We start from the raw sequence: 22,390 nt of genomic DNA, 5'->3' as shown, positions 1-22,390 counted from the left end.
AGCTAAGCCTAACCAAAACCCAACCTTCGCCCGACTGCATTGCGGCACCGCCGGCGCGCGTGTGCTTCTGCGCGCCCGGAGCCGTGGAGAACCGTGAACGCCACAGCCACAGCATCCCCGGGGAGCGCACGCATACGCGTGCTGCTCGCCGCCTTCGTCTCCTTCCTTCTCATCGCCGCCGGCGCCGTGATCGGGCCACCCGCGCACGCCGCCGGCGCGACGGTCACTGCCACGGTCGCCTCCGCAGGCACCTCCGGAGTGAGCGTGCAGGTGCAGGCGAGCGGTCTCCCCGAAGTCGAGGGCGCATACGCGGCGCTCATCGTGAAGGGGACGGAGGCGGGCCTCTCCGGTGGTGGCGGGTACGCCGCCTTCGTGATGCCGACCGTCGCCGGAGGGGCGAGCACGTTCACGCTCGACGCACCGGCCGGCTCGCTGGACCGCACGAAGACCTATGAGGTTCTCGTCTGGCAGAAGCACTCGAACCCGAACGAGACCACGATCTACGGCCGCGGCGACGTCGGCATCTCGGCCGGGCAGTGGGACGCGGTGTTCGGTGCCGCCCCCACCGATCCGGGAACCGATCCGGGAACCGATCCGGGAACCGACCCCGGAACCGATCCGGGGACCGATCCTGGCACGGATCCGGGGACCGATCCTGGCACGGATCCGGGGACCGATCCTGGCACGGATCCGGGGACCGATCCCGGTACGGATCCGGGGACCGATCCCGGTACGGACCCGGGCGAGACCCCGAAGTCGGCGACGATCGAGGTGTTCCTCGCCGACGGCACGACTCCGGCCGCCGGTGTGGCGCTCAAAGCCGGCGACAAGGTCGTCGTGAAGGGCTCGGGTTACGACCCGGCGGCGAACCTCGGGACCGAGGGCCGTGGTGTGCCGATCCCGAAGCACCTTCCGCAGGGCACATACGTGGTGTTCGGCAATTTCGCTTCGGCATGGCAGCCCTCGACGGGTGCGGTATCTTCGAGCCGTTCCGTCGGTGCGCAGACGTGGGCTCTGGCCGAGGGCGTGCTGAACCAGGTTCCCGCGCAGTACCAGAGCGCGATCCGCGCGCAGTGGGTCGACATCGCGGCCGACGGCACGTTCCAGGCGACCGTGACCCTGAAGGATGCCGCGGCGACGCCGGGGTCTTACGGGATCTACACGTATGCGGCTGGTGGCGTGATCAACGCCGACCAGGAGCGCAGTGTCGCCCTGAACTACACCGAGACTCCGACGGTCTCCACAGCCGTGAAGACGGCGACGGCGACGGATGGCCTCACCGTCACGGCCTCCGGCACCAAGCTCGGAGCGATCCCGGGTGCGTACGTCGCGTTGATCGAGAAGGGCACCGAGGCGAACGTCACCGGCAGCGGCGGGTTCCTGGCGATGCAGTACGTGCGCCCGATCTCGGGCGGTGTCTTCACGGTCGACCTGACCGCCGCCGCCGACAAGCTCGACCGCACGAAGTCCTACGAGGTCATCGCGTGGAAGCAGCACTCGAACCCCGATGCGAGCACGATCTATGCACGCTCGACCATCGCCGTCACCGACGCACAGTGGGAGAGCCTGCAGCCGGCTCCGGTCTCGGCGGCGATCGAGGTGTTCCTCGCCGACGGCACGACTCCGGCCGCAGGTGTGGCTCTCAAAGCCGGTGACAAGGTCGTCGTGAAGGGCTCGGGCTATGACCCGACCGCGAATGTCGGTGGACGCGGGATGCCGATCCCCCAGCACCTTCCGCAGGGCACCTACGTGGTCTTCGGTAACTTCGGCTCGACATGGCAACCTTCGACGGGTGCGGCATCGTCGACCCGATCGGTGGGCGCGCAGGCCTGGGCTCTGGCCGAGGGGGTGCTGAACCAGGTTCCCGAGCAGTACCAGAGCGCGATCCGTGCGCAGTGGGTCGACATCGCCGCCGACGGCACGTTCCAGGCGACGCTGACCCTGAAGGATGCCGCGGCATCTCCTGGCACCTACGGGATCTACACGTATGCCGCCGGTGGCGTGGTCAACGCCGACCAGGAGCGCAGCGTCGCCCTGAACTACGGCGACACCTCGGTCATCACCTCCACGGTGAAGTCGGCGAGCCTGAAGGACGGCCTGACCATCACCGCTGCGGCTTCGAAGCTCGGTGCGATCACCGGTGCCTACGTCGCTGTGATCGAGAAGGGCGCCGAAGGGAGCGTCACCGCAGGCGGCGGGTTCGTCGCGATGCAGTACGTGCAGAAGGTCACGGGCGGCGCGTTCACGGTGGACCTGACGGCCGCGGCCGACAAGCTCGACCGCACGAAGGCGTATGAGGTGATCGTCTGGAAGCAGCACTCGATGCCCGATGCGAACACGATCTACGCTCGCGGCGCCATCACAGTCAGTGACGAGCAGTGGGACGCGCTCTTCCCGGCGGGGCCGACTGTGGGCACGACGGTCAAGGTTGCGACCGCGAAGGACGGCCTGACCGTCGCAGCAGCGGCCACCAATCTCGGCGAGATCCCTGGAGCCTATGTCGCCCTGATCGAAGCCGGCACCGAGGGCAACGTGAGTGCCGATGGTGGGTTCCTCGCGATGCAGTACGTGCAGAAGGTCACGTTCGGCGCCTTCGCGGTCGATCTCACGACCGCGGCGAAGAACCTCGACCGCACGAAGTCGTATGAGGTCATCGTGTGGAAGCAGCATTCGATGCCCGACGCGAGCACGATCTACGCCCGCTCGACCGTGACGATCACCCCGCAGCAGTGGGACGACCTGTTCGGTGTGACGGTGCCGGAGAAGCCCGTCACCCCGACGACTCCGCCCACGAACGTCCCTGGCGGATCACTCCGCTGGGCGATCTCGTCGTCGTTCACGAACTACATCACGGGTGACATCGCGAAGGGCTCCATCGCGGTCTCCGACGGCGCGACCCGTTCGGGCGGGCAGTTCCAGTTCGGTCAGACCGTCGGCGGCGACTTCGACGTGAACACCGGCCTCGGCAGCGTCGTCTATCGCGGCTCGGTGCGCTTCACCGGTCACCAGGGCGTGCTCGATGTGACCGTGTCGAACCCGCAGATCCGCATCACCTCGGCATCGGCGGCGACGCTGTACGTCACGAGCGGCGGCGCACAGGTGCCGTTCGCGACGCTCGATCTCTCCAACGCGGCGCGCATCGCGGCCAACGGCGCCGTGACCTACACGGCGGCGCCCGCGGCGCTGACGGATGCCGGTCGAGACCGCGTGCTCGCCGGCTACGGCACCGCGCTGAACCCGGTGACATTCACGATCGGCTCCGTCGCGGCGGCGCCGGCCGGTTCGAGCGGAACGGTTGCTGCCGCTGTCGTGAAGCCGAAGACCACCCTCCCTGCTGCCCCGCCGGCGACCGAGGGCATCCAGGCAGACGACGAGAACCTCGCAGCCCTCGGAGCGGGCCAGCCGGCCACGGTGTCGGCATCCGGGTTCCGCGCGAACGAGCAGGGCATCAAGGTCGTCGTGTACTCGACGCCCGTGCTGCTCGAGACGGTGACGGCCGACGCGAACGGCGTCGCGACCTGGTCGGGTGCCCTCCCTGCGAGTCTCGAGGACGGCGAGCACACGCTCACGTTCCAGGGATCCGTGAGCCGCGGTCTCGTGTTCACCCTGAACAGGGCGACCGCCGCGATCGGCGTGTGCACCGTCGAGGGCGCAACTCTCAAGTGGGGATACAAGGAGTCGTTCCGCACCTACATCGAGGGCATCGCGAAGGGCGGGTGGACGCTGACCGACGTGGCCTACCAGTACCCCGACTACGTGTGGGAGAACGGCACCGGATCGTTCGACGACAAGACCCTCGCGGGCCTCGTGACCTACGGCGGCAGCATCACCTTCACGGGTCACGACGGTGCGCTGAACACGACGCTCGCTAACGCCGCCGTCGAGCTCGCCGGAGACAAGGGCTACCTGGTCTTCGACGTGACCGGCACCACGCAGGGCGGCGAGAGCATCGACCAGAAGGGCGTTCGCCTCGCGGAGTTCGCGCTCGGCGACGCGGCGGTCGTCGACGGCGTGCTGACGCTCGACGCAGTCCCGACCACGCTGACCGACGCCGGAGCATCCGCATTCGGCACCTACGCCGCAGGCGAGCAGCTCGACCCGGTCACCGCCGTGATCCCGGTGGGCGCGGCCTGCGGCGTCGCGGAGGAGAAGCCCGCCTCCGACTCCGAGGCCACCGCCGCGGTGACCACCGCGACCGAGCCCGCGGCATCAGACGGCGCCCCCGTGTGGCCGTGGATCGTGGGCGGCCTGATCGTCGTCGCCCTCGCGGCGACCGGTGGTGTGCTCATCGCCCGCCGCAACCGCACGGAAGAGACCGCGCAGACGACGACCGAGGTCTAGTCGAGACGCGATACGGACGGCCCTCCCCGCAGCGGACGCGGGGAGGGCCGTCCTTCCGCGACGCCCCGGGTACGCGACACGCGTCGGCGGTGGGACAATGGATGCATGGCCCCCACCGATTCCCACCAGACCGTCGAAGCGACCGTGCGCCGTGTGCCGCGGTACGGCGTGCTCATGGGCATCGGCGTCGTGGTCGGCGTGATCGCCGCCGGCATCCTCACCTGGACCGGCAGCTTCGACGAGTCGCAGGCCCTCGACGTCGTCTACCCGCCCGGTCAGGTGTTCGGCTTCCTGCTGCTGTGGACGGTGCCGATCGGCATCGCGCTCGGCGGCGTCACCGGTCTGATCCTGGAGCGCATCGCCCGCCGTCACGACCGCGTCGTCCGGGTCGACCGCGAAACCGTCGTCGACGAGGACTGACCCCTTCACCTGCCGCCGAGTGCACGGCGTACCGCCGAGTGCACGGCTTCTTCGCGCAGCTATCCCGTGCACTCGCAAGCAATCCGTGCACTCGCGGGGACGGTGGATCCCGGAAGCTGCGGGGGCTAGGCCAGCTCGGCGATCACCGGACGGATCGCGGCGTCGAACGCCACGACGTCGCGGCGCAGACCGTCGGTCACCGCCACCGTGAGCGCCCCGATCCACCAGATGCCGCGCTGCGAGAACGGCAGCACCTGCACGTTGAGCTCGAACGAGTGCGCGCGTCGGCCGACTTCGCGCTCGAACTCCGCGATCGCACTCGCATAGGCGCGGTATGCGTCGCCTCCGGTGTGGCTCTTCATCGAACTCACGTAGCGGTCGTGCGCGGCGCGCGCGTAGAGCAGAGCCGACGTCGCCTGCGGGGCGATGGCCGCTGTGAGCTCCTCCGCACCGTGGGCGGGCAGGGCGACCAGGGTGTCGAACCCGTCGATGAGCTCGAGTGGCACGTCGGAAGGATGCGCGCGCGGCTCGACCGTCATGTCCCAGTAGTCGCGCCACTGGGCCTCGATCGTGGGGGAGGCGTCGACGGCATCCGGCGCGCGGACGGCGAGTTCGCGGAGGCTCGGCAGGTCTTCCGGAACCCGGATGCCGAGGCGCTGCCGCAGCGCGAGCGCGACGAGCACGGGTACGCTCGCGTCTTCGCGGATGAGCCACTGCGGCTTGTCGGCCATGGCCCCATCGTAGGCGGCTCGGGGCTCCGGATCCGAGGTCCGACTTCGCGGAGAGTCGGACCGGCCGTGGGCGGTAGGCTGGAGACGTGGCTGCCTCCCCCACCAATCCCTATTCCGAAGCCGGCGTCGACACCGCTGCAGGTGATCTCGCCGTCGAGCTGATGAAGTCTTCCGTGCGCGCGACGCACGGTCCCGAAGTGCTCGGCGGTGTCGGCGGTTTCGCCGGCCTGTTCGATGCCAGCGCGCTGCGCGACTTCCGTCGCCCGCTGCTCGCGACCAGCACCGACGGCGTCGGCACGAAGGTCGCGATCGCGCAGGCGATCGACAAGCACGACACGATCGGGCAGGACCTGGTCGGCATGGTCGTCGACGACATCGTCGTGGTGGGCGCCAAGCCGCTCTTCATGACCGACTACATCGCGTGCGGCAAGGTCGTCCCGGAGCGGATCGCCGACATCGTCCGCGGCATCGCCCAGGCATGCTCGGCCACCGGCACCGCGCTGGTCGGCGGAGAGACCGCGGAGCACCCGGGCCTGCTCGGCCCCCGCGACTACGACGTGGCGGGAGCGGCGACCGGAGTGGTCGAGGCCGATGCGATCCTCGGCGCGGAACTCGTGCAGGACGGCGACGCGGTGATCGCGGTCGCCTCCAGCGGACTGCACTCCAACGGCTACTCCCTGGTTCGTCACATCGTGACCCGCGCGGGCATCGGCTACGGTGACAACGCCGCCGACTTCGGCACGACCTGGGGTGAAGCGCTCCTCGAGCCGACCCGCCTCTACACGCTTCCCCTGCTGCGCCTGATCGAGCAGCTCGGGTCCTCGACCGGCACCGGCGGCGTGCACGCCCTCAGCCACGTCACCGGCGGAGGCATCGCGGCGAACCTCGCGCGCGTGCTCCCGCAGGGCAGTTGGGTCGAGGTCGACCGCAGCAGCTGGTCGCCGAGCCCGGTCTTCCGCGTGCTCAGCGATATCGCCGGGTCCACGCTGGAGTCGGCGGAGGGCACCTGGAACCTCGGCATCGGCTTCCTCGCCGTGGTCGCCGCGGAGAAGAAGGATGCCGCGATCGCGGCGCTGAACGCCGAGGGCATGCCCTCGTGGCAGGTCGGGACCGTCGGCTTCGGGCCGCGTCCGGCCGGCGAGTTCGAACAGGGCGCCAAGGGCGTCGACGGTGGAGCAGTGCGCCTGGTCGGCGCCTACGCGGACGGAGCGAAGTAAGAGCCCATGTGCGGCATCGTCGGAATGGTGGGCTCTGCCCCGGTCAATCAGGACATCTACGACGCACTCCTGCTGCTGCAGCACCGCGGCCAGGATGCGACGGGAATCGCCACCGCCGAGGCGAACGGCGTGATGCACAACGCCAAGGCGCAGGGAATGGTCCGCGAGGCGTTCCGCACCCGCGACATGCGAGCCCTGCTCGGCAACGTGGGTCTCGGCCACGTGCGCTACGCCACCAAGGGCACGGCCTCGAACGAAGAGGAGATGCAGCCGTTCTACGTGAACGCGCCGTACGGCATCATCCTCATCCACAACGGGAACCTCACCAACACGCGTGAGCTCACGGCCGACATGGCCAAGCGCGATCGCCGCCACCTCAACTCCTCCAGCGACACCGAGCTGCTGCTCAACGTGCTCGCCGGCGAGCTGCAGAACACGACCTCGACCGTCGACCTCGACCCCGAGCGGGTGTTCGAGGCCGTGGCGCGCACGCACGAGCGCATCGAAGGCGCCTACGCCGTGATCGCCGTCATCGCCGGCTACGGTCTGCTCGCCTTCCGTGACCCGTTCGGCATCCGTCCGCTGATCCTGGGTCGTCGTCCCTCGACCGTCCCCGGCGCCGAGGGCAAGGACGAGTGGGTCGTCGCGAGCGAGTCGCTCGTGCTCGAGAACGGCGACTACGACGTCGTGCGCGAGGTCGAGCCGGGCGAGGCGATCTTCATCACCAACGACGGAGAGCTGTTCTCGAAGCAGTGCGCCACGGCCGCCACTCTCGCACCGTGCGCCTTCGAGTACGTCTACCTCGCCCGTCCCGACTCCGTCATGAACGGCATCTCGGTGTACGAGTCTCGTCTGCGCATGGGCGACCGGCTCGCCGACACGATCGCCAAGCACGTGCCGATGGACAAGATCGACGTGGTCATGCCGATCCCCGACTCGTCGCGCCCTGCGGCGATGGAGGTCGCCCGCAAGCTCGGCATCGAGTACCGCGAGGGCTTCTACAAGAACCGCTACGTCGGCCGCACCTTCATCATGCCGGGACAGGCGGTGCGCAAGAAGAGCGTGCGCCAGAAGCTCAACGCCATGTCGACCGAGTTCCAGGGCAAGAACGTGCTCCTGATCGACGACTCGATCGTGCGGGGCACCACCTCCAAGGAGATCATCCAGATGGCGCGCGATGCCGGCGCCGCCTCGGTGACCTTCGCTTCTGCTGCGCCTCCCGTGCGGCACCCGCACGTGTACGGCATCAACATGCCGTCACGCCACGAGCTCATCGCGCACGGGCGCACGATCCCCGAGATCGCCGAGGAGCTCGGGTGCGATCACCTGGTCTACCAGGAGGTCGAAGACCTCAAGGCCGCGATCATCGAGGGCTCGGCGCTCACCGATCTCGACATGAGCTGCTTCGACGGCCGGTACGTGACCGGCACCGTCTCGGATGAATACCTGGCCTGGGTGGAGGGGTCACAGACCTCATGACGATGCCGAGTGCGCGACCGCTCTGGCAGGGTCGGGCTCTCGCACTCGTGGGGATCGTCCTGGTGGCGTTCTCGCTGCGCTCGGCGGTCGCCTCCCTGTCTCCGGTCATCGACCACGTCGCCGAGGACTTCCCGGTCTCGCCGGTCGTCGTCGGCCTCATCGGTGCCGCACCGCCGGTCTGCTTCGCGATCTTCGGTCTGCTCACGCCGCTGTTCGAGCGTCGATTCGGCCTGGAGCGGATGGCGGTCGCCGCGATCACGCTCATGGCTCTGGGCCTGCTGCTGCGCGGCCTCGCGTTCGATTCGACGACTCTGCTCGCGGCCACCGCGGTCGTGTTCGCGGGCGTCGGCTCGGGCAACGTGCTCCTCCCGCCGCTGGTGAAGAAGTACTTCCCGGATCGGCTCGGGGTGATGATGACCATCTACTCGACCACGATGGCGGTGTCGACGTTCCTGCCTCCGCTGGTCGCCGTGCCGGTGGCCGACTCTCTCGGCTGGCGGGTGTCGCTGGGGATGTGGGGCATCGTCGCGGGTATCGCGCTGGTGCCCTGGGTGGCACTGCTGCTGAAGAACGGCTCGCGGGCGGTCGAGCCGGTGAATCGCGATCCGGTGAAGAACGAGCTCCTGGCCCCCGACCCGACCGACGGCGTTGACGACGTGCAGGATGCGGTGGCCGTCGCGACCGGTCCGATCTCGACCACCCCTGCGAACCGCCGGTACTTCGCCCGGCTGTGGCGGCTTCCGCTCGCCTGGGCGCTCGCGATCGTCTTCGGGGCGTCGTCGACCATGGCGTACGTCTCGTTCGCATGGATGCCGACCATGCTCGTGGACATCGGTGACGTCACTCCGGCGACCGCGGGCTTCCTGCTCTCCCTCTTCGCGCTGATCGGTCTCCCGTGCTCGCTGCTCGTGCCGATCCTCGTCGTGCGCTTCCAGGCGACGCGCCCGCTCTTCTTCGTCGCGGTCGGCGGAGGGCTGGTGGGGCTCGCCGGCTTCCTGTTCGCGCCGACCGTGGCCCTGCCGCTGTGGGTGAGCATCTTCGGCCTCACAGCCATCATGTTCCCTCTGAGTCTGGTGCTGCTCAGCATCCGCGCCCGCACTCCGGAGAGCGCAGTGGCGCTGAGCGGCTTCGTGCAGAGCATCGGCTACGCCATCGCGGCGACTTTCCCCCTGCTGGTCGGACTGCTGCACGAGACGACCGCGGGCTGGCGGATTCCGCTGCTCGTCATCGCGGGTGTGCTGATCGTCGCGATCCCCGCCGGCATCGTCGCGGGGCGGCGGCGCACCGTCGAGGACGAGTGGGAGCACCGGCACGGTCGCTGGTGACACCGTGGGCCGGCGCCTGCGCGACGTCACTCGGCCATGCGTTCCCCGGCGGGGGAGAGCACCCACCAGATGCCGCCGACGCCCTGACCGTTGACGTCTCCTGCGGCGGCATCACCGGCGAAGTAGTAAAGCGGCCAGCCGTTGAGGGTCACCTGAGTGGAGCCGTCGGCCGTGGTGATGGTGCCGACTTCGCCGGTCACGCCTTCGACGGCCGGCGCGTCGCTCTCGACGGTCAGCGGCGGCCAGTTCGTCAGGCACTCGCCGGTGCACGAGCTCTTCCCCGAGCCCTGCGTGTCGTTGTCGAACATGTAGAGCGTCTTCCCGTCGGCGTCGACGACGATCTCGCCGAGATCCGAGTCCGCGGTCATCAGAGTGCCTGAGCCGGACGACGATCCCGAGGTGGGGGCGCTCGATCCGGAGGACTGGCCGTAGGCGCCGCCCGTGTCCTGCGCCCCACCGCCGGAGCTTCCGCCGGTCGACGTGCAGCCGGCGACGACGAACGTCATGAGCAGCGCGGCGACGGCCGCGGTCTTCGAGACTCTCGAGAGCATGGTGAACCTCCTGTGCAGGACCGCGGGTGCGGTCATGGGGTACACGAGAGGCGACGGGGAAAGGTTCAGGGTCCGTCGAGCGCCGATCGCATCAGCACGGTTCCGGAGTCGACGGCACGGATCTCGACGGCGGCGATGTCGGACGCCGGGAGTTCGGTGCCGGCGCTCAGGCGCGCCGTGGTTCCGGGGTGCGCGCGCCAGGTCGACAGCACGCTCTCGGTGCCGTCGTCGCTCACCACCACCAGCGCGTAGGCCCATCCATCCGCGGGCGCGTCGCCTTCGCTGCCATAGTCGCAGATCATGTCGAGTCGGGTTCCCCAGGCGACATCGGTGAGGCTGACGGATGCGGTCAGCGGCGCGTCTCGAAGCTGCTCGAGCGCGATCGTGGTCGACGGTGGACGCAGAGTAGAGATCACGGGCACCGCCACGGTGGCCACCACGATCGCGGCGGCTGCGGCGATGCCGACGATCCGCGCACGGCGACGGCGTCGGGCGCGCTCGGTGGCCAGGGACAGCACGCGCGCGCGGTGCTCCGGGGCCGGAGTCTCGACACCCGCTGCCTGCAGCAGCGATTCCGCCCGCTCGGGGGGTACCCGGGAGAGCAGGCCGGGGATCGGCGTGATCTCGGCGATGGCCGCGCGGCACTCGGCGCACTGCGAGAGGTGCGCCTCGTATTCGGCGCGATCGGCGGCGCTGAGAGCTCCGAGTACGTAGGCGGCATCCCCGTCGGCATAGCGCCCGTGGTCGGCGTTCATCGCGTCACTCCCTTCTCCTGCAGCCCGAGACGCAGCGCGCGCAGGCCGTAGTGCAGCCTCGACTTCACGGTTCCCTCCGGGATCGTCAGCTCGTCGGAGATCTCCGACACGGTGAGCCCTCGGTAGTACGCGCGGATCACGACCTCGCGATGCGCCTCGGAGAGGGCCGAGAGCGCCTCTTCGATGAGGATCGCATCGAAGATGGCGTCTGTCGCGTCTCGCATGGCGGAGTCCGGGGGTTCATCCGTCGTGATCTCCCGGCGGTGGTGGGCGCTGCGCACCTCGTCCACGACCAGGTGTCGGGCGACCGTGTACATCCAGGATCGTGTCGATTCCGGATCGTCGGCGAGGATCCGCGGAGTGCGCCAGGCGCGCAGCAGCGTCTCCTGGACCACGTCGTCGGCACCCGCTCGATCCCCGGTGAGGTGCACGACATAGCGCCAGATCGGTGCCGCATGCGCGTCGTAGAGCGCGCCGAGACGCGCCGCATCATCCTTCGGCATCCGCCACCTCCTTCGGTCCTCTCCGAAGACACGAGACAGCCGGGCGAGAAGTTCATCTGAACCTCGCGCGATGTCATCCCGTGTCCTGAGTATGGACCTCTTCGAGATCGACGGCCTCCCGCTGCATCCGCTCATCGTCCACGCGGTGGTCATCCTCGTGCCGCTCACGGCGCTGGCACTGATCCTCGGCGCCTTCCTGCCCGCCGCGCGCAAGAGGCTCGGCGTCGTCACACCGATCGCCGCGCTGGCCGTGCTGGTGCTCGTGCCCATCACGATGCTCGCGGGTGAGGCGTTGGCGCAGCAGGTGGGACCGGTGCCGGCCGTCGTCCATCATGCGGCTCTCGGCGGGCTCCTGTGGCCATGGGCGCTGGCGATGTTCGTCGTCGCCGCGGTGCAGTGGTGCTGGTACCGCTTCACCGAGGGGCCTCGCAGGACAGCGCGCATGATTCTGGCCGCATTGGCCGTGGTGAGCGGCGCAGGGAGCACGGTCATGGTCGTGCTCATCGGCGAGGCCGGCGCCCGGGCGGTGTGGGGCGGGTGAGAACAGCTTCTGTCGACGTCGGAGGGGCGGCGGTGACGTCGTCTGTCGTGTCTTCGGTCACGTCGGGAATCCGGCTGTATCGATATGTCCCCACGCTCTTCAGCTGGGTCAGCGCCTGGACCAACGCGCGTAGCTCTCTCAGTGGGACAGCCCTCATCGAGATCTCTCGTGTGCCTCTGTCGGCAACGGTGACCTTCATCGTGTTCGCAGGGAGCCATCGGCCCACGGGGCTGACGACGGATTCGTAGTGAAGGATCGAAGAAGCTCGGAAGAGAAGCCGCCTACGGAACAGGATTCCTCGATGGATCTCCACGACCCCGTCGGGTGAGAGGAAGAACCGGGACGGTGCGCGCACGCTCCACAACGCGATGACGATGATCAGAGCTGTGCCTGCTACCACCGACCACGCCGCTCCGATCAACGACTGGACGATGATGATCGCCCCGATCCAGATCGCACCGATGGCGATCACGCCGAAGAGCCTCGACCGCGCGATGAGTGTGCCCTGCCGATGATTCGGGAAGACACTCTGAATCGCTGAAGTCGCTTCTCGGGCCGTGGCATGAGGAGACAAGAAGTTCTGTGGGTCTCCCTCACCCGATCCGCCCGACACGCGCACGATGCTGCGATGAGCCAGACGAAACAGAACGGGCTGCTGCAGATCGAGCAGGGTGATGTCAGCGCAATCGATCGTGCGCGTCCTGGTCGACAGCAGTCCCTGTCGGGTCTCGATCAGTTCCGCCGTCCGCCGGATCCGGAAGTTCGACATCTCCACCATCCTGGAGATGACCCCTGTCGCGATCGCCAGCGCACACGTGCCTGCCAGGGCGACCACCATCATCGCGACCGGCAACCGGATCAGTCGTTCCCAGAGAAAGAGGGAAGTCTGAATGATGTCGCGTTCCAAGAACTGCGAGAGCAATCCGATCGCGGCGATGGCGAGGGGGAAGATGACGTACCACCGCGAATGCGTGAAGGCGTACAGCCAGATCTCGGCGCCCGTGAACTCCTCCGTGTCGTCGAAGAAGTCGACATCGCGGGCGCCCGCCTCGCGGGAGCTTTCGATATGGGTGCGGAGTTCTGCGATCGCCGCAGGGGTGAGTGCTCTGAAATGGATGTCGTTCGCCTGCCCCGTACCGTGGGCGACTCGGAGTTCGGATCGCCCGAACAGGCGCAGAAGCCAGGGGGTTTCGACATAGACGCCCCGCACACTCGACCAGGGCACCTGCAGCGAACTCGAGCTGACATAACCTGACCGGTACGTGAGCTCGGATTCGAGGGGCTGATACGTCGTGCTCCGCCACTCGGCAACCGCGAAGACGAGTCGCACGACGAACCCGACGAGCAGGATCAGATACACCACGAGTGGCACGGGCTTGCCGACCAGTGCGCTGATGAGAAGGGAGACTGCGGTGCCGACGATGCCGCCGAGGAGGGCGCGAACACCGACGATCGCGATCATGACGCGGCTGTTCCTTCTAACCATGAGCATCGGGAGCATGGGCCGATCGGACTTCGCGTTGCAGATCGATGAAGGCGTCGTCGGTGACACCGTCGATGTCGACGTACGACCCGGGAACCCGCAATCGGACCTTCACGAGCCCGACGGACCGCATGATCGGTCCCTGGCGCCGCTCGACGATCAGGATCTGCTGCATCGGCAAGAAGTTCTCTCGCTGGAAGACGACGCCCTCCGAGGTATGGATCCCGTCAGATGAGACGGAGTATCGAAAGCTCCGTACAGCAGCCGGCGTCAGCCAGGTGAGCTCGATGAGCGCGACGACTACGGCGAGTCCGAGGACCGCGAAGACGATGGGGATCCGCATCGCAGGGATGCCGAGCACGAGCCCGACTGCAGCGATGAGGAGTATCGCCCAGGGTATTGCGCTCCGCAGAACGGCGACGACCACGGCCTTCGGTGCCAGTTGCATCAATTCGCTTTCGGTCTCGCGATGAGTTCTGTCTCGCGATGAGGCGGGTGGGAGGAGGTCGCGGATGCGCCAGGTACTACGCGGAGCGCGGCGGCGCGGTGGACGAGCGCACGATGAGCTGAGGGTCGGTGGAGGGCATCTCGCCGACCGCATCGTGTCCCTCGATCTGAGCGATCACCCGGAGCGCGGCCGCGCGGCCCATCGCCTCGAAGGGTTGGCGGACCGTGGTGAGCGCGGGGGAGGCGTAGGCGGCGAGGGCGATGTCGTCGACGCTCACCACCGAGACGTCGTCGGGAACGCTGCGACCGGCCTCGTGCAGCGCGCGGATCAGTCCGAACGCCATCTCGTCGCTGCTGACGAACACGGCCGTGGCCTCGGGGATGGCCGCGATCGTGCGACCGGCGCGGTAGCCCGACTCGGGCGTCCAGTCGGCGGGGATCAGCGGCGGGGGAACGATTCCGCGGTCGCGGAGCGTCTGTTCCCACGCCTCGCTGCGCTGCTGCGTCTCGGTCCAGTAGTCGTCGCCGGAGACGTGCCAGACGGTCTTGTGCCCGAGATCGAGCAGGTGCTCGACGGCGAGACGCGCGATCGCGCGCTGGTCGACGGCGAGAGGGGCGTCTTCGTCGAGAGAGGTGCGCTCGCTGCGGGTTGCGGGGGTGCGTTCGGTGCGCGCCCGCATGGCCGGACTCTCGAGCTCGACCGGCACCCCGAGGATGATGCCTTCCGCGCCCTGACGCTCCAGCCGGTCGAAGGCCTCCAGGAACGCCTCGGCCGACGCATGGTCGGCGACGGCCGCCGTCGAGACGGTGTATCCGTTCGCCGCAGCCGCCTGCTGGATGCCGACACCGAGGGCCGCTGACGAGTATCGGTCGGTCGAGACGACGATCACACCGAGCACACGGGTGCGGCCGGAGGCGAGGGATGCGGCGGCGGCGTGCACGCGATAGCCGAGCTCTTCGACCGCTGCGAGCACGCGCCTGGCGGTGTCGGGGCGCACGTTGTCCTGCCCGGACATGACGCGCGAGACGGTCTGCGTGGAGACTCCGGCGAGCTGGGCGACATCGACCTGGCTGGGGGCGCGGTCGTCTCTCGGGCGACGAGGTGACATGTGCTCAATGGTAGCGATCAATCGGCGTGAATCCAGGAGGCGGCGAGTCGTGTGATGCGATAATGTGAACGCAAACACTCGTGCTTGGAGCGCTATGCCTGACCTTCTCGCCTCGGCTCTCGACGACTCTTCCGTCGCCGTCGACGCCCCGGCCGCCGCGTCGCCGATCGGCGCGCCCACCTTGACCTGGCGTGACGGGGAGATTCTCCGCGACGGCGTCGCCCACCGCATCCTGGCGGGCTCGATCCACTACTTCCGCGTCCATCCCGACCAGTGGGAGGACCGCCTCCGTCGGCTCGCCGCGATGGGCGCGAACACGGTCGACACGTATGTCGCCTGGAACTTCCATGAGCGCGTCGAGGGCGATGCGCACTTCGACGGGTGGCGCGACATCGAGCGCTTCATCCGCCTCGCCGGAGACGTCGGACTCGATGTCTTCCTCCGGCCCAGTCCCTACATCTGCGCCGAGTGGTCCAACGGCGGCATCCCGTTCTGGCTGTCGGGGCGGGTCACGGCACTGCGCACCAGCGACGCCGACTTCCTCGCGGCGGTCGACGCGTGGTACGACGCGCTGATCCCCCGCCTCGCCCCTCTGCAGGCGGCGCACGGCGGACCGATCGTCGCGATCCAGATCGAGAACGAGTACGGCTCGTTCGGCAGCGATTCCGCCTACCTCGCACACCTGCGCGATGGGCTCCGTCGCCGCGGGATGGTCGAGATGCTCACGACCGCCGACGGCATCACCGGCGACATGATCGAGCACGGCAGTGTTCCGGGTGCGATGGCGACCTTCACCTTCGGTACCGGCGTCGCGCGGGCGGTCGAGCTGCGTCGCGAGGGCGATGCGCTCATGTGCAGCGAGCTGTGGGGCGGCTGGTTCGACCACTGGGGCGAACGGCACCACGTGCGCTCCGCCGCGAGCACCGGCGGCACGATCGCGGAGTTGCTGGCTGCGGGCGGATCCGTGAGCCTCTACATGGCGCACGGCGGCACGAACTTCGGCCTCTGGAACGGGGCGAACCATGACCAGGTGCTGCAGCCGACGGTCACCAGTTACGACTCGGATGCACCGATCGGCGAAGACGGCACGCTGAACGAGAAGTTCCATGCGCTGCGGTCGATGTTCGCGCCGTTCCATGCGGGTGAGCTCCCTCCGATCCCCGCCGATCCGCAGCGGCAGAGCGCCGCGACCGCACCGCTCGAACCACGGGCTTCGCTGGGGGAGCTGATCGCGACTCTCCCCGTGACCGGCGACGTCTCGCCGCGACCGCGCACGTTCGAAGAGCTCGGTGCTGAAGACGGTCTGGTCGCGTATCAGGCGGACGTGTCATTTCCCGCCGAGGCCGTGCTCACGATCGACGGACTGCATGACCGTGCCGTGGTGTCCCTCGACGGGCTGCGGCTCGGCGTGCTCGAGCGCGATGGCGATACCTCGCTCTCCCTGCCCGTAGGCGGCGGCGCCGGGCGGCTCACGATCGTGGTCGAGAGTCTCGGGCGCATCAATTACGGTCCGTACACGGGTGAGGGCAAGGGCATCATGCGCGGCGTGATGATCGGCCGCCGGCTCGTCAACGGGTGGACGCATCGCCTCATCCCGCAGGATGCTCCTGCCGTGACCGCGCATTCGGCGACTACCCACTTGGCGACTCCCCGCTCGGCGGCTTCCGGCTTGCCGGCGAACGCCTCCGACGGCCTCGCCGTCGCCTCGTTCGACGTCGCCGAGCCGCTCGATGCCTGGCTGGCGTTCCCCGCGGGATCGAAGGGGATGGTCTGGCTGAACGGGTTCCTCCTGGGGCGGTACTGGAAAGTCGGGCCGCAGGAGACGCTCTACGCGCCGGCACCGCTCTGGAAGGTCGGCCGCAACGAGATCGTGGTGCTCGATACCGATGGCCTTGGAGCGAAGGTCGAGATCCGTGAGGAGCCCTCCTTCGGAGAGACCGAGGAGTTCATCGGCTCCTGAGCCGGAACGTCAGAAGAGCCGCCTCGCACCGTGTGCGCGGGGCGGCTCTTCTCGTCTGTGGCGGATGACTTTTGGCCAATGTTTGCGCTCGCTTACAACGGAGCCTTGATATACCGGACTCCGTCTGCATATTGTGATAGCGCAAACATCGAGGTGTGTCATCGATGATCATCTGCGACGCATCGGGGCGTCTGTGCTCCCGGACGTCGCTCCGACCGAGAGGCAAGACGTGTCGAAACCTTCCCGACCGCCCCGCGCGGCCGTCGCCCTCAGCTCCCTGCTGGCGACGGCGCTCGCGTTCGGCGGCGTGCTCATCCAGGCGCCGGCTGCGCAGGCTGCCGATCTGATCCCCGTCCCCAAGACCGACTACCGCCTGCACGGGGTGTCGAGCGAATCGGACCCCTACCCGGCTCCGCCATCGGTCGACGGCACGGCGCTCGCCGCCTTCGATGGTGATTTCGGTACGCAGTGGGTCTCGCGCTACACGGAGAAGGCGCCGTTCCCGCACTGGCTGTCCATCGACCTCCAGCGCTCCGTCTCCGTCAAGGCGCTCGACTACTCGGGCAAGCTCGGACAGCGGATCGACGCGAAGAATGTCGAGGTCTACGTGACCGACGACGCCCAGGCTGCCACCCTCTCGCCGGCGGACGGCGGGTGGGGGGCCGCGGTCGCGACGGCGACCCTGCACGCGCCGACGTCGAACAATGAGAAGCAGCGCATCTCGCTCGACACCGCGGTCGAGGGTCGGTACGTCGCGCTGCTGATCATCGATGCGCAGGACATGACCGACAATGGTGCCGGTGGGGGTGAGATCGAGATCCTGTCGGACCAGGAGCTGCCTCCCATCGTCACCGAGCCGGAGGTCCCCGACACCGACGAGAAGGTCGAGATCGCCGACGGCGGCACGACTGCGGTCGTCTCGACCGAGTTCCCCCGCATCGCCGAGTACCGGGTGGGGGACGACAGCATCACCGGGCAGCGCACCTCCGCGAAGACCTGGTCCGTGAACGGGACGAGCTACCCGTCGGAGACCACCTCGACCTCCTCCGCGACCGGAGTCGACTACGTGTCGAAGCTCACCGGCATCGACGTCACGGTGCGCAGCAGCATCCGCGTCGCGAAGAACGGCACCGTCGGGTTCGAGGTCACCGCCGTCGAAGGCTCGGCGACCGTGACCACGCTCGGGGTCCCGGACAACGCGTTCCTCTCCGCGAGCGCTGCGGACGGCGGGGCGACGCTGGATCGCACCGTGATCAGTCCTGACAGCACCAAGAACGCCGACGAGCACATCGCGGTGAACGCATCCACGGCGACCGGCCAGAAAGGGGCGGCATTCGCGTTCCTCGGCAACGGAGCGCTGGTCGGCAGCGTGATCACCAATGCGACGACCCAGGCCTCCGGGGGGACCGCCTCCTGGAACACCCGCCTGACCACGCGCGTGACCGAGGCATCGGGGCGCACGGCCGAGATCGGATCCAGCGCCTGGCTGGTTCACCCCACCACCGCCGTCGACAGCCGCGTCACCACCTACGCCCTGCCCCAGGTCACCGTCCTCCTCGCCGCCGACCGCAACGGCGACGCGACCGTCGACTGGCAGGACGCGGCGATCCGCTATCGCGAGGTCGACACCCCGCGTCTCGGTGCCGACCGGGTCGCGGAGCGTGTCGTCAGCCGCATCCCCTTCAATTTCGCGTCCAGTGCGACGAACTACTTCGACCTCGTGCTCGACAACACCAAGCGCATCGCGAACCAGACCGACGGCCTCGGCCAGTGGGTGCTCAACAAGGGCTATGGCAGCGAGGGCCACGACTCGGCGAACACCGACTACGGCGGAAACTACAATGAGCGTGCCGGTGGTCTCGACGACCTGAACACCCTCGTCGACGAGGGCGCGAAGCTCAACGCCGACATGAGCGTGCACGTCAACGCCACGGAGATCTACCCCCAGGCCAACGCCTTCGACCCGGCGATCCTCGACGGCGACGCCCCGTACAAGAAGGGGTGGGCATGGCTCGACCAGTCGTACTACATCAACCAGCAGGCAGACCTCGGCACCGGTCGTGTGCTCGATCGTTTCCAGCAGCTGCGTGACGAGGTACCGGGGCTCAGCGGCGTCTACATCGACGTCTACTACTCCAACGGCTGGGTCGCCGAAGAGCTCGCGGACGAGCTGAACGGCATGGACCTCGAAGTCGCGACCGAATGGGGCGACAAGTTCGTCGACAACACGGTCTGGTCGCACTGGCCGAACGACCTCGCCTACGGCGGCAAGGACAACAAGGGCATCAACTCCACCATGGTGCGCTTCATCCAGAACGGACAGGCCGACATCTGGAACGACGACGCCCTGTTGGGCCAGCAGCGGCTGATCGACGCCGAGGGATGGCAGGGCAACCGCAACTGGGACGGCTTCATGGGCAACATCTGGACGCAGAGCCTGCCGACGAAGTTCCTGCAGCACTTCGATCTGCTCACGTACGAGGCGGGTGCGGAGGCGACGCTGACGGATGACGTCGCCGTGCGCATGGACGGAAGCACCAGGGTCGTCACGATGGACGGGGCGACGGTGCTGCGAGGCGACTCGTACCTGCTGCCGTGGCAGTCGCTGGAGTCGAACGAGGAGGCCGGGTCGCCCGTCGACGCCGACAAGATGTACTTCTACTCCGCATCCGGCGGCGAGAAGACGTTCGGTCTCACCGACGCCTTCCGCGGCAACACGGCCTTCGACGTCTTCGAGCTCGGCGACCAGGGACGCGTCAAGGTCGGCACGGTCAACGCGACGGGCGGTGAGCTCACGCTCACGGGAGACAAGGGCACGGCCTATGTCGTGGTGCCGCAGGGCGGGGCGCAGCGCGCAGCCGTCGACTACCACGACGCCGGTCTCGACGACCCGGGTTTCAACTCCGGTTCGCTCGACGTCTGGAACCCGCGAGGCGAGGTGACGATCGAGCGCACAGATCAGGGAACGGCGAAGACCGAGTCCCGCGGCGACAACATCGCTGTGCTCGGCGCTGCCGCATCGTCCATCACCCAGACCGTCACCGGCCTGAAGCCGGGAGAGCGGTACTCGTTCTCGGCCCAGGTGCAGATCGAGCCGACGGCGACGAGAGACGTCACGGTGGCGGTCGACACGGGGAACGGGGTCGTTCCGGCCACCTGGAACCTCTCCCCGACGGAGAACCGCATGGTGTCGGACTCGAAGGCCGGGTTGGGGTACCAGCGAGGATCGGTCTCCTTCCTGGCACCGGCGTCCGGTCAGGTGGATGTCTCCGTGTCCGCCGTGGCGGGTGAGCCGAAGGTGCGGGTCGACAACGCGCGCATCATGCGCGATACGACTTCGCCTCGTGCCGAGGGCACCGTCTACTCGAACGACTTCGAGGGCAACCAGGCTGGCTGGGGGCCGTTCGTCTTCGCGGGCGACCCCGGCGGCATCCGCACGAGCATCTCGCGCCGCAATGAGCCCTACACGACGAGCGAATGGCGGAACACCGCCATCCCGTTCGACTCGGGGGCACTGGCCGGGCTCGCGGTCGACTCCACCCTGTCGGGGGATCACTCGCTGATGTCGAACTCGGAGTACAGCGGTCTGATCTATCGCACCGACCCGACGCTCGTGCCGTTGCAGGCAGGGCACTCCTACCGGATCGGCTTCGACTACCAGGCCGGGGCGAGCGGCGCATATCGCTGGCTCACCGGGACCGACTCCGTGGCGGGTGGCAAGGTCACGTCGACCACGCTCAGCCGCACGGGGATCACCCAGGCGCTGGAGACGGCACAGTTCTCGCAGGACGTCGTCGTCGGATGCGGCGACTACACCTGGGTGGGACTCGAGCGGGTGGGAGGGCCGGAAGTGGACTTCGTGCTCGACGACTTCACCGTCACCGACCTCGGTCCCACCACCGGCGGCACCCCGTGCGCGACCGTGTCCGGCGAAGCGGGCGTCCTGAGCCCCGGTGCGCAGACCGCGTTCACGACCACCTTCACGAACAGCGAGTCCATCGCCGTCGAGAACATCGGCGTGCAGCTCGAGCTGCCGGAGGGGTACGCGGTGGAGGTCGCCGACGGCTCATCGAACCTGTTCGAGACGGTCGCTCCCGGGGGCAGTGTGGACACCACGTGGCTGATCACCGCGCCGGCAGCCGCAGCCGGTACGGGCATCGGAATCGGGATCGCTGCGACGTACCTCGCGGATTGCGACGTGCGCACCGTCCGCACGACGCAGGAGGTGTCGGTGTCCTCGCGGGCACGCATCCCCAACTCGCAGATCACGGTGTCGGCGAGCTCCGAGGAGACAGCCGGTGAAGACGGCGCCGCCGCCAACATGATCGACGGCAACGCCGGCACCTTCTGGCACAGCCGGTGGAGCGTCGACGCGACCTCGTATCCGCACGTGATGACCTTCGATCTCGGTGCCGCCGAGAAGATCGACGGCATCTCGTACCTGCGTCGCAACGCGAACCAGAACGGGCCGATCAAGGGCTATGAGGTCGCGGTCTCCGCGGACGGGCAGGCGTACACGCCGGTCATGTCGGGGGAGTGGCAGAACCTCGCCGACTGGCAGGACGTGGACTTCGCCGAGACCACAGCCCGCTACATCCGCGTCACCGCGACCTCATCGATCTCGGGGACGCAGTTCGCCTCGGTGGCCGAGATGGCCGTCTACGGCTCCTCGGCTCCGCAGGCGGGCCATGCGCCCGCGACGCGTCCGGCCGACGACCTGAGCGCGTGCAACCCGGCTATCGATCCGAAGATCGGTCTCGACACCGACTCGGTGCGCGCCGGGGAGACGGTGGGTGTCGCGCTCACGGGCTTCGGTCCGCGCTCGACGGTGTCGGTGTGGCTCGACGGCGCGAAGCTGACGGATGCGACGGTCGATGAGAAGGGCGCGCTGTCGACGAGACTGCTGATCCCCACCGACGCCTCGCTCGGGAAGCACCGGGTGATCGTCCAGGACGCGTCCGGTGCGGAACTCGCCAGCGCTCCGTTGAAGGTCAAGAAGGCGAAGCCGGGGAAGAAGGCGACCGTCACGGCCTCCATCGGCTCGGTGGTGGCGGGAGGGAGTCTGACCGTGCAGCTGAGCGGGTTCGAGCCGGACGCGGTGGTGCAGCTGTGGCTGCATTCCGAGCCGGTGCGGATCGGCGAGGTGACGGTGTCCGCCGACGGCGACGCCGTGGCCACGGTCTCGATTCCCGCGGCGACGCCGGCTGGAGCCCACGCTCTCGTCGCGACCGACGCCCAGGGCGTGGAGCTGGCGCGCGGGGACCTCACGGTCACGGCCGGTGCTGCCGCTAGCGCCGGTGGCCTCGCGACGACCGGTGCAGACGGAGCCATCTGGGCAGGGGCGGCGGTCGCCGGTCTGGCCGCGATCACGCTCGGCCTCGTCCTCTGGCTGCGGAGACGCCGACTGAGCTGACGCACCGCCCGAACGGCCCGGAGTGCTCCTCCGGGCCGTTCGCCGTCTCTACCGCGCCCCGCCCCGCGTCCGCCCGCCCCGCGCCCTGTCTCTTATACACATCTGACGCTGCCGA

15 protein-coding genes are annotated in these 22,390 nt (G+C 68.5%); 8 read left to right on the top strand and 7 right to left on the bottom strand.

Features of this window, described 5'->3' with window-relative positions; genetic code table 11:
* Window positions 1-93 precede the first annotated feature (93 nt).
* Window positions 94-4,341: an HtaA domain-containing protein gene (locus L687_RS41835; protein ID WP_152525869.1), complete on the top strand. Its 4,248-nt coding sequence runs from the start codon at window positions 94-96 to the stop codon at window positions 4,339-4,341.
* Between the two features lie 105 nt (window positions 4,342-4,446).
* Window positions 4,447-4,761: a hypothetical protein gene (locus L687_RS28390; RefSeq protein ID WP_021199192.1), complete on the top strand. Its 315-nt coding sequence runs from the start codon at window positions 4,447-4,449 to the stop codon at window positions 4,759-4,761.
* Window positions 4,762-4,886: 125 nt separating this feature from the next.
* On the opposite strand, the gene L687_RS28385 is transcribed toward L687_RS28390, so the two are convergent.
* Complete coding sequence (locus L687_RS28385; RefSeq protein ID WP_021199191.1) at window positions 4,887-5,492, bottom strand: hypothetical protein; 606 nt, start codon at window positions 5,490-5,492, stop codon at window positions 4,887-4,889.
* A gap of 86 nt (window positions 5,493-5,578) precedes the next feature.
* Here L687_RS28385 and purM point away from each other — a divergent pair, with 86 nt between their 5' ends.
* The 3 genes from purM to L687_RS28370 are packed head-to-tail and all read left to right on the top strand — an operon-like array spanning window position 5,579 to window position 9,513.
* Window positions 5,579-6,709 carry a phosphoribosylformylglycinamidine cyclo-ligase gene (purM, locus tag L687_RS28380; protein ID WP_021199190.1) on the top strand — a complete coding sequence of 377 codons (1,131 nt, stop codon included), beginning with the start codon at window positions 5,579-5,581 and terminating at the stop codon, window positions 6,707-6,709.
* A gap of 6 nt (window positions 6,710-6,715) precedes the next feature.
* Complete coding sequence (gene purF, locus L687_RS28375; protein WP_021199189.1) at window positions 6,716-8,188, top strand: amidophosphoribosyltransferase; 1,473 nt, start codon at window positions 6,716-6,718, stop codon at window positions 8,186-8,188.
* Window positions 8,185-9,513, top strand: coding sequence for an MFS transporter (locus tag L687_RS28370; protein ID WP_021199188.1), 1,329 nt, complete (start codon window positions 8,185-8,187; stop codon window positions 9,511-9,513). Before purF ends, L687_RS28370 begins: the two co-directional genes overlap by 4 nt.
* A gap of 26 nt (window positions 9,514-9,539) precedes the next feature.
* Here L687_RS28370 and L687_RS28365 read toward each other — a convergent pair whose 3' ends face one another.
* Genes L687_RS28365 through L687_RS28355 form a run of 3 tightly spaced genes read right to left on the bottom strand, consistent with a single transcriptional unit; the run spans window position 9,540 to window position 11,322 of the window.
* Window positions 9,540-10,100, bottom strand: a complete 561-nt coding sequence (locus tag L687_RS28365) for a COG4315 family predicted lipoprotein (RefSeq protein WP_235045222.1) — start codon at window positions 10,098-10,100, stop codon at window positions 9,540-9,542.
* A 29-nt stretch (window positions 10,101-10,129) separates the two neighbouring features.
* On the bottom strand, window positions 10,130-10,819 hold the full coding sequence (locus L687_RS28360) for an anti-sigma factor family protein (protein ID WP_021199186.1): 690 nt from the start codon (window positions 10,817-10,819) through the stop codon (window positions 10,130-10,132).
* Window positions 10,816-11,322, bottom strand: coding sequence for a sigma-70 family RNA polymerase sigma factor (locus L687_RS28355; RefSeq protein WP_021199185.1), 507 nt, complete (start codon window positions 11,320-11,322; stop codon window positions 10,816-10,818). Before L687_RS28355 ends, L687_RS28360 begins: the two co-directional genes overlap by 4 nt.
* A 70-nt stretch (window positions 11,323-11,392) precedes the next feature.
* On the opposite strand from L687_RS28355, the gene L687_RS28350 reads away from it, so the two are divergent.
* Window positions 11,393-11,863 carry a DUF2231 domain-containing protein gene (locus L687_RS28350; protein WP_373695046.1) on the top strand — a complete coding sequence of 157 codons (471 nt, stop codon included), beginning with the start codon at window positions 11,393-11,395 and terminating at the stop codon, window positions 11,861-11,863.
* Here the strand turns inward: L687_RS28350 and L687_RS28345 are convergent.
* From L687_RS28345 to L687_RS28335, 3 genes are all read right to left on the bottom strand, one after another.
* A complete protein-coding gene (locus tag L687_RS28345) occupies window positions 11,823-13,325 on the bottom strand; it encodes a PH domain-containing protein (protein WP_021199183.1) in 1,503 nt (500 codons plus the stop codon). The genes L687_RS28350 and L687_RS28345 overlap by 41 nt on opposite strands.
* Window positions 13,326-13,341: 16 nt before the next feature.
* Window positions 13,342-13,794, bottom strand: a complete 453-nt coding sequence (locus L687_RS28340; RefSeq protein ID WP_021199182.1) for a PH domain-containing protein — start codon at window positions 13,792-13,794, stop codon at window positions 13,342-13,344.
* A 76-nt stretch (window positions 13,795-13,870) separates the two neighbouring features.
* A complete protein-coding gene (locus tag L687_RS28335; protein ID WP_021199181.1) occupies window positions 13,871-14,902 on the bottom strand; it encodes a LacI family DNA-binding transcriptional regulator in 1,032 nt (343 codons plus the stop codon).
* A gap of 94 nt (window positions 14,903-14,996) precedes the next feature.
* On the opposite strand from L687_RS28335, the gene L687_RS28330 reads away from it, so the two are divergent.
* Window positions 14,997-16,862 carry a glycoside hydrolase family 35 protein gene (locus tag L687_RS28330; protein WP_021199180.1) on the top strand — a complete coding sequence of 622 codons (1,866 nt, stop codon included), beginning with the start codon at window positions 14,997-14,999 and terminating at the stop codon, window positions 16,860-16,862.
* Window positions 16,863-17,091: 229 nt separating this feature from the next.
* Window positions 17,092-22,275, top strand: a complete 5,184-nt coding sequence (locus L687_RS28325; RefSeq protein ID WP_031207008.1) for an endo-alpha-N-acetylgalactosaminidase family protein — start codon at window positions 17,092-17,094, stop codon at window positions 22,273-22,275.
* Window positions 22,276-22,390: the final 115 nt, after the last annotated feature.

This window comes from Microbacterium maritypicum MF109 (assembly GCF_000455825.1).
Classification (GTDB): Bacteria; Actinomycetota; Actinomycetes; order Actinomycetales; family Microbacteriaceae; genus Microbacterium; species Microbacterium maritypicum_A.
The sequence above is the reverse complement of the archived record's forward strand: the minus strand, read 5'-3'. Positions and strand labels throughout refer to the sequence as shown.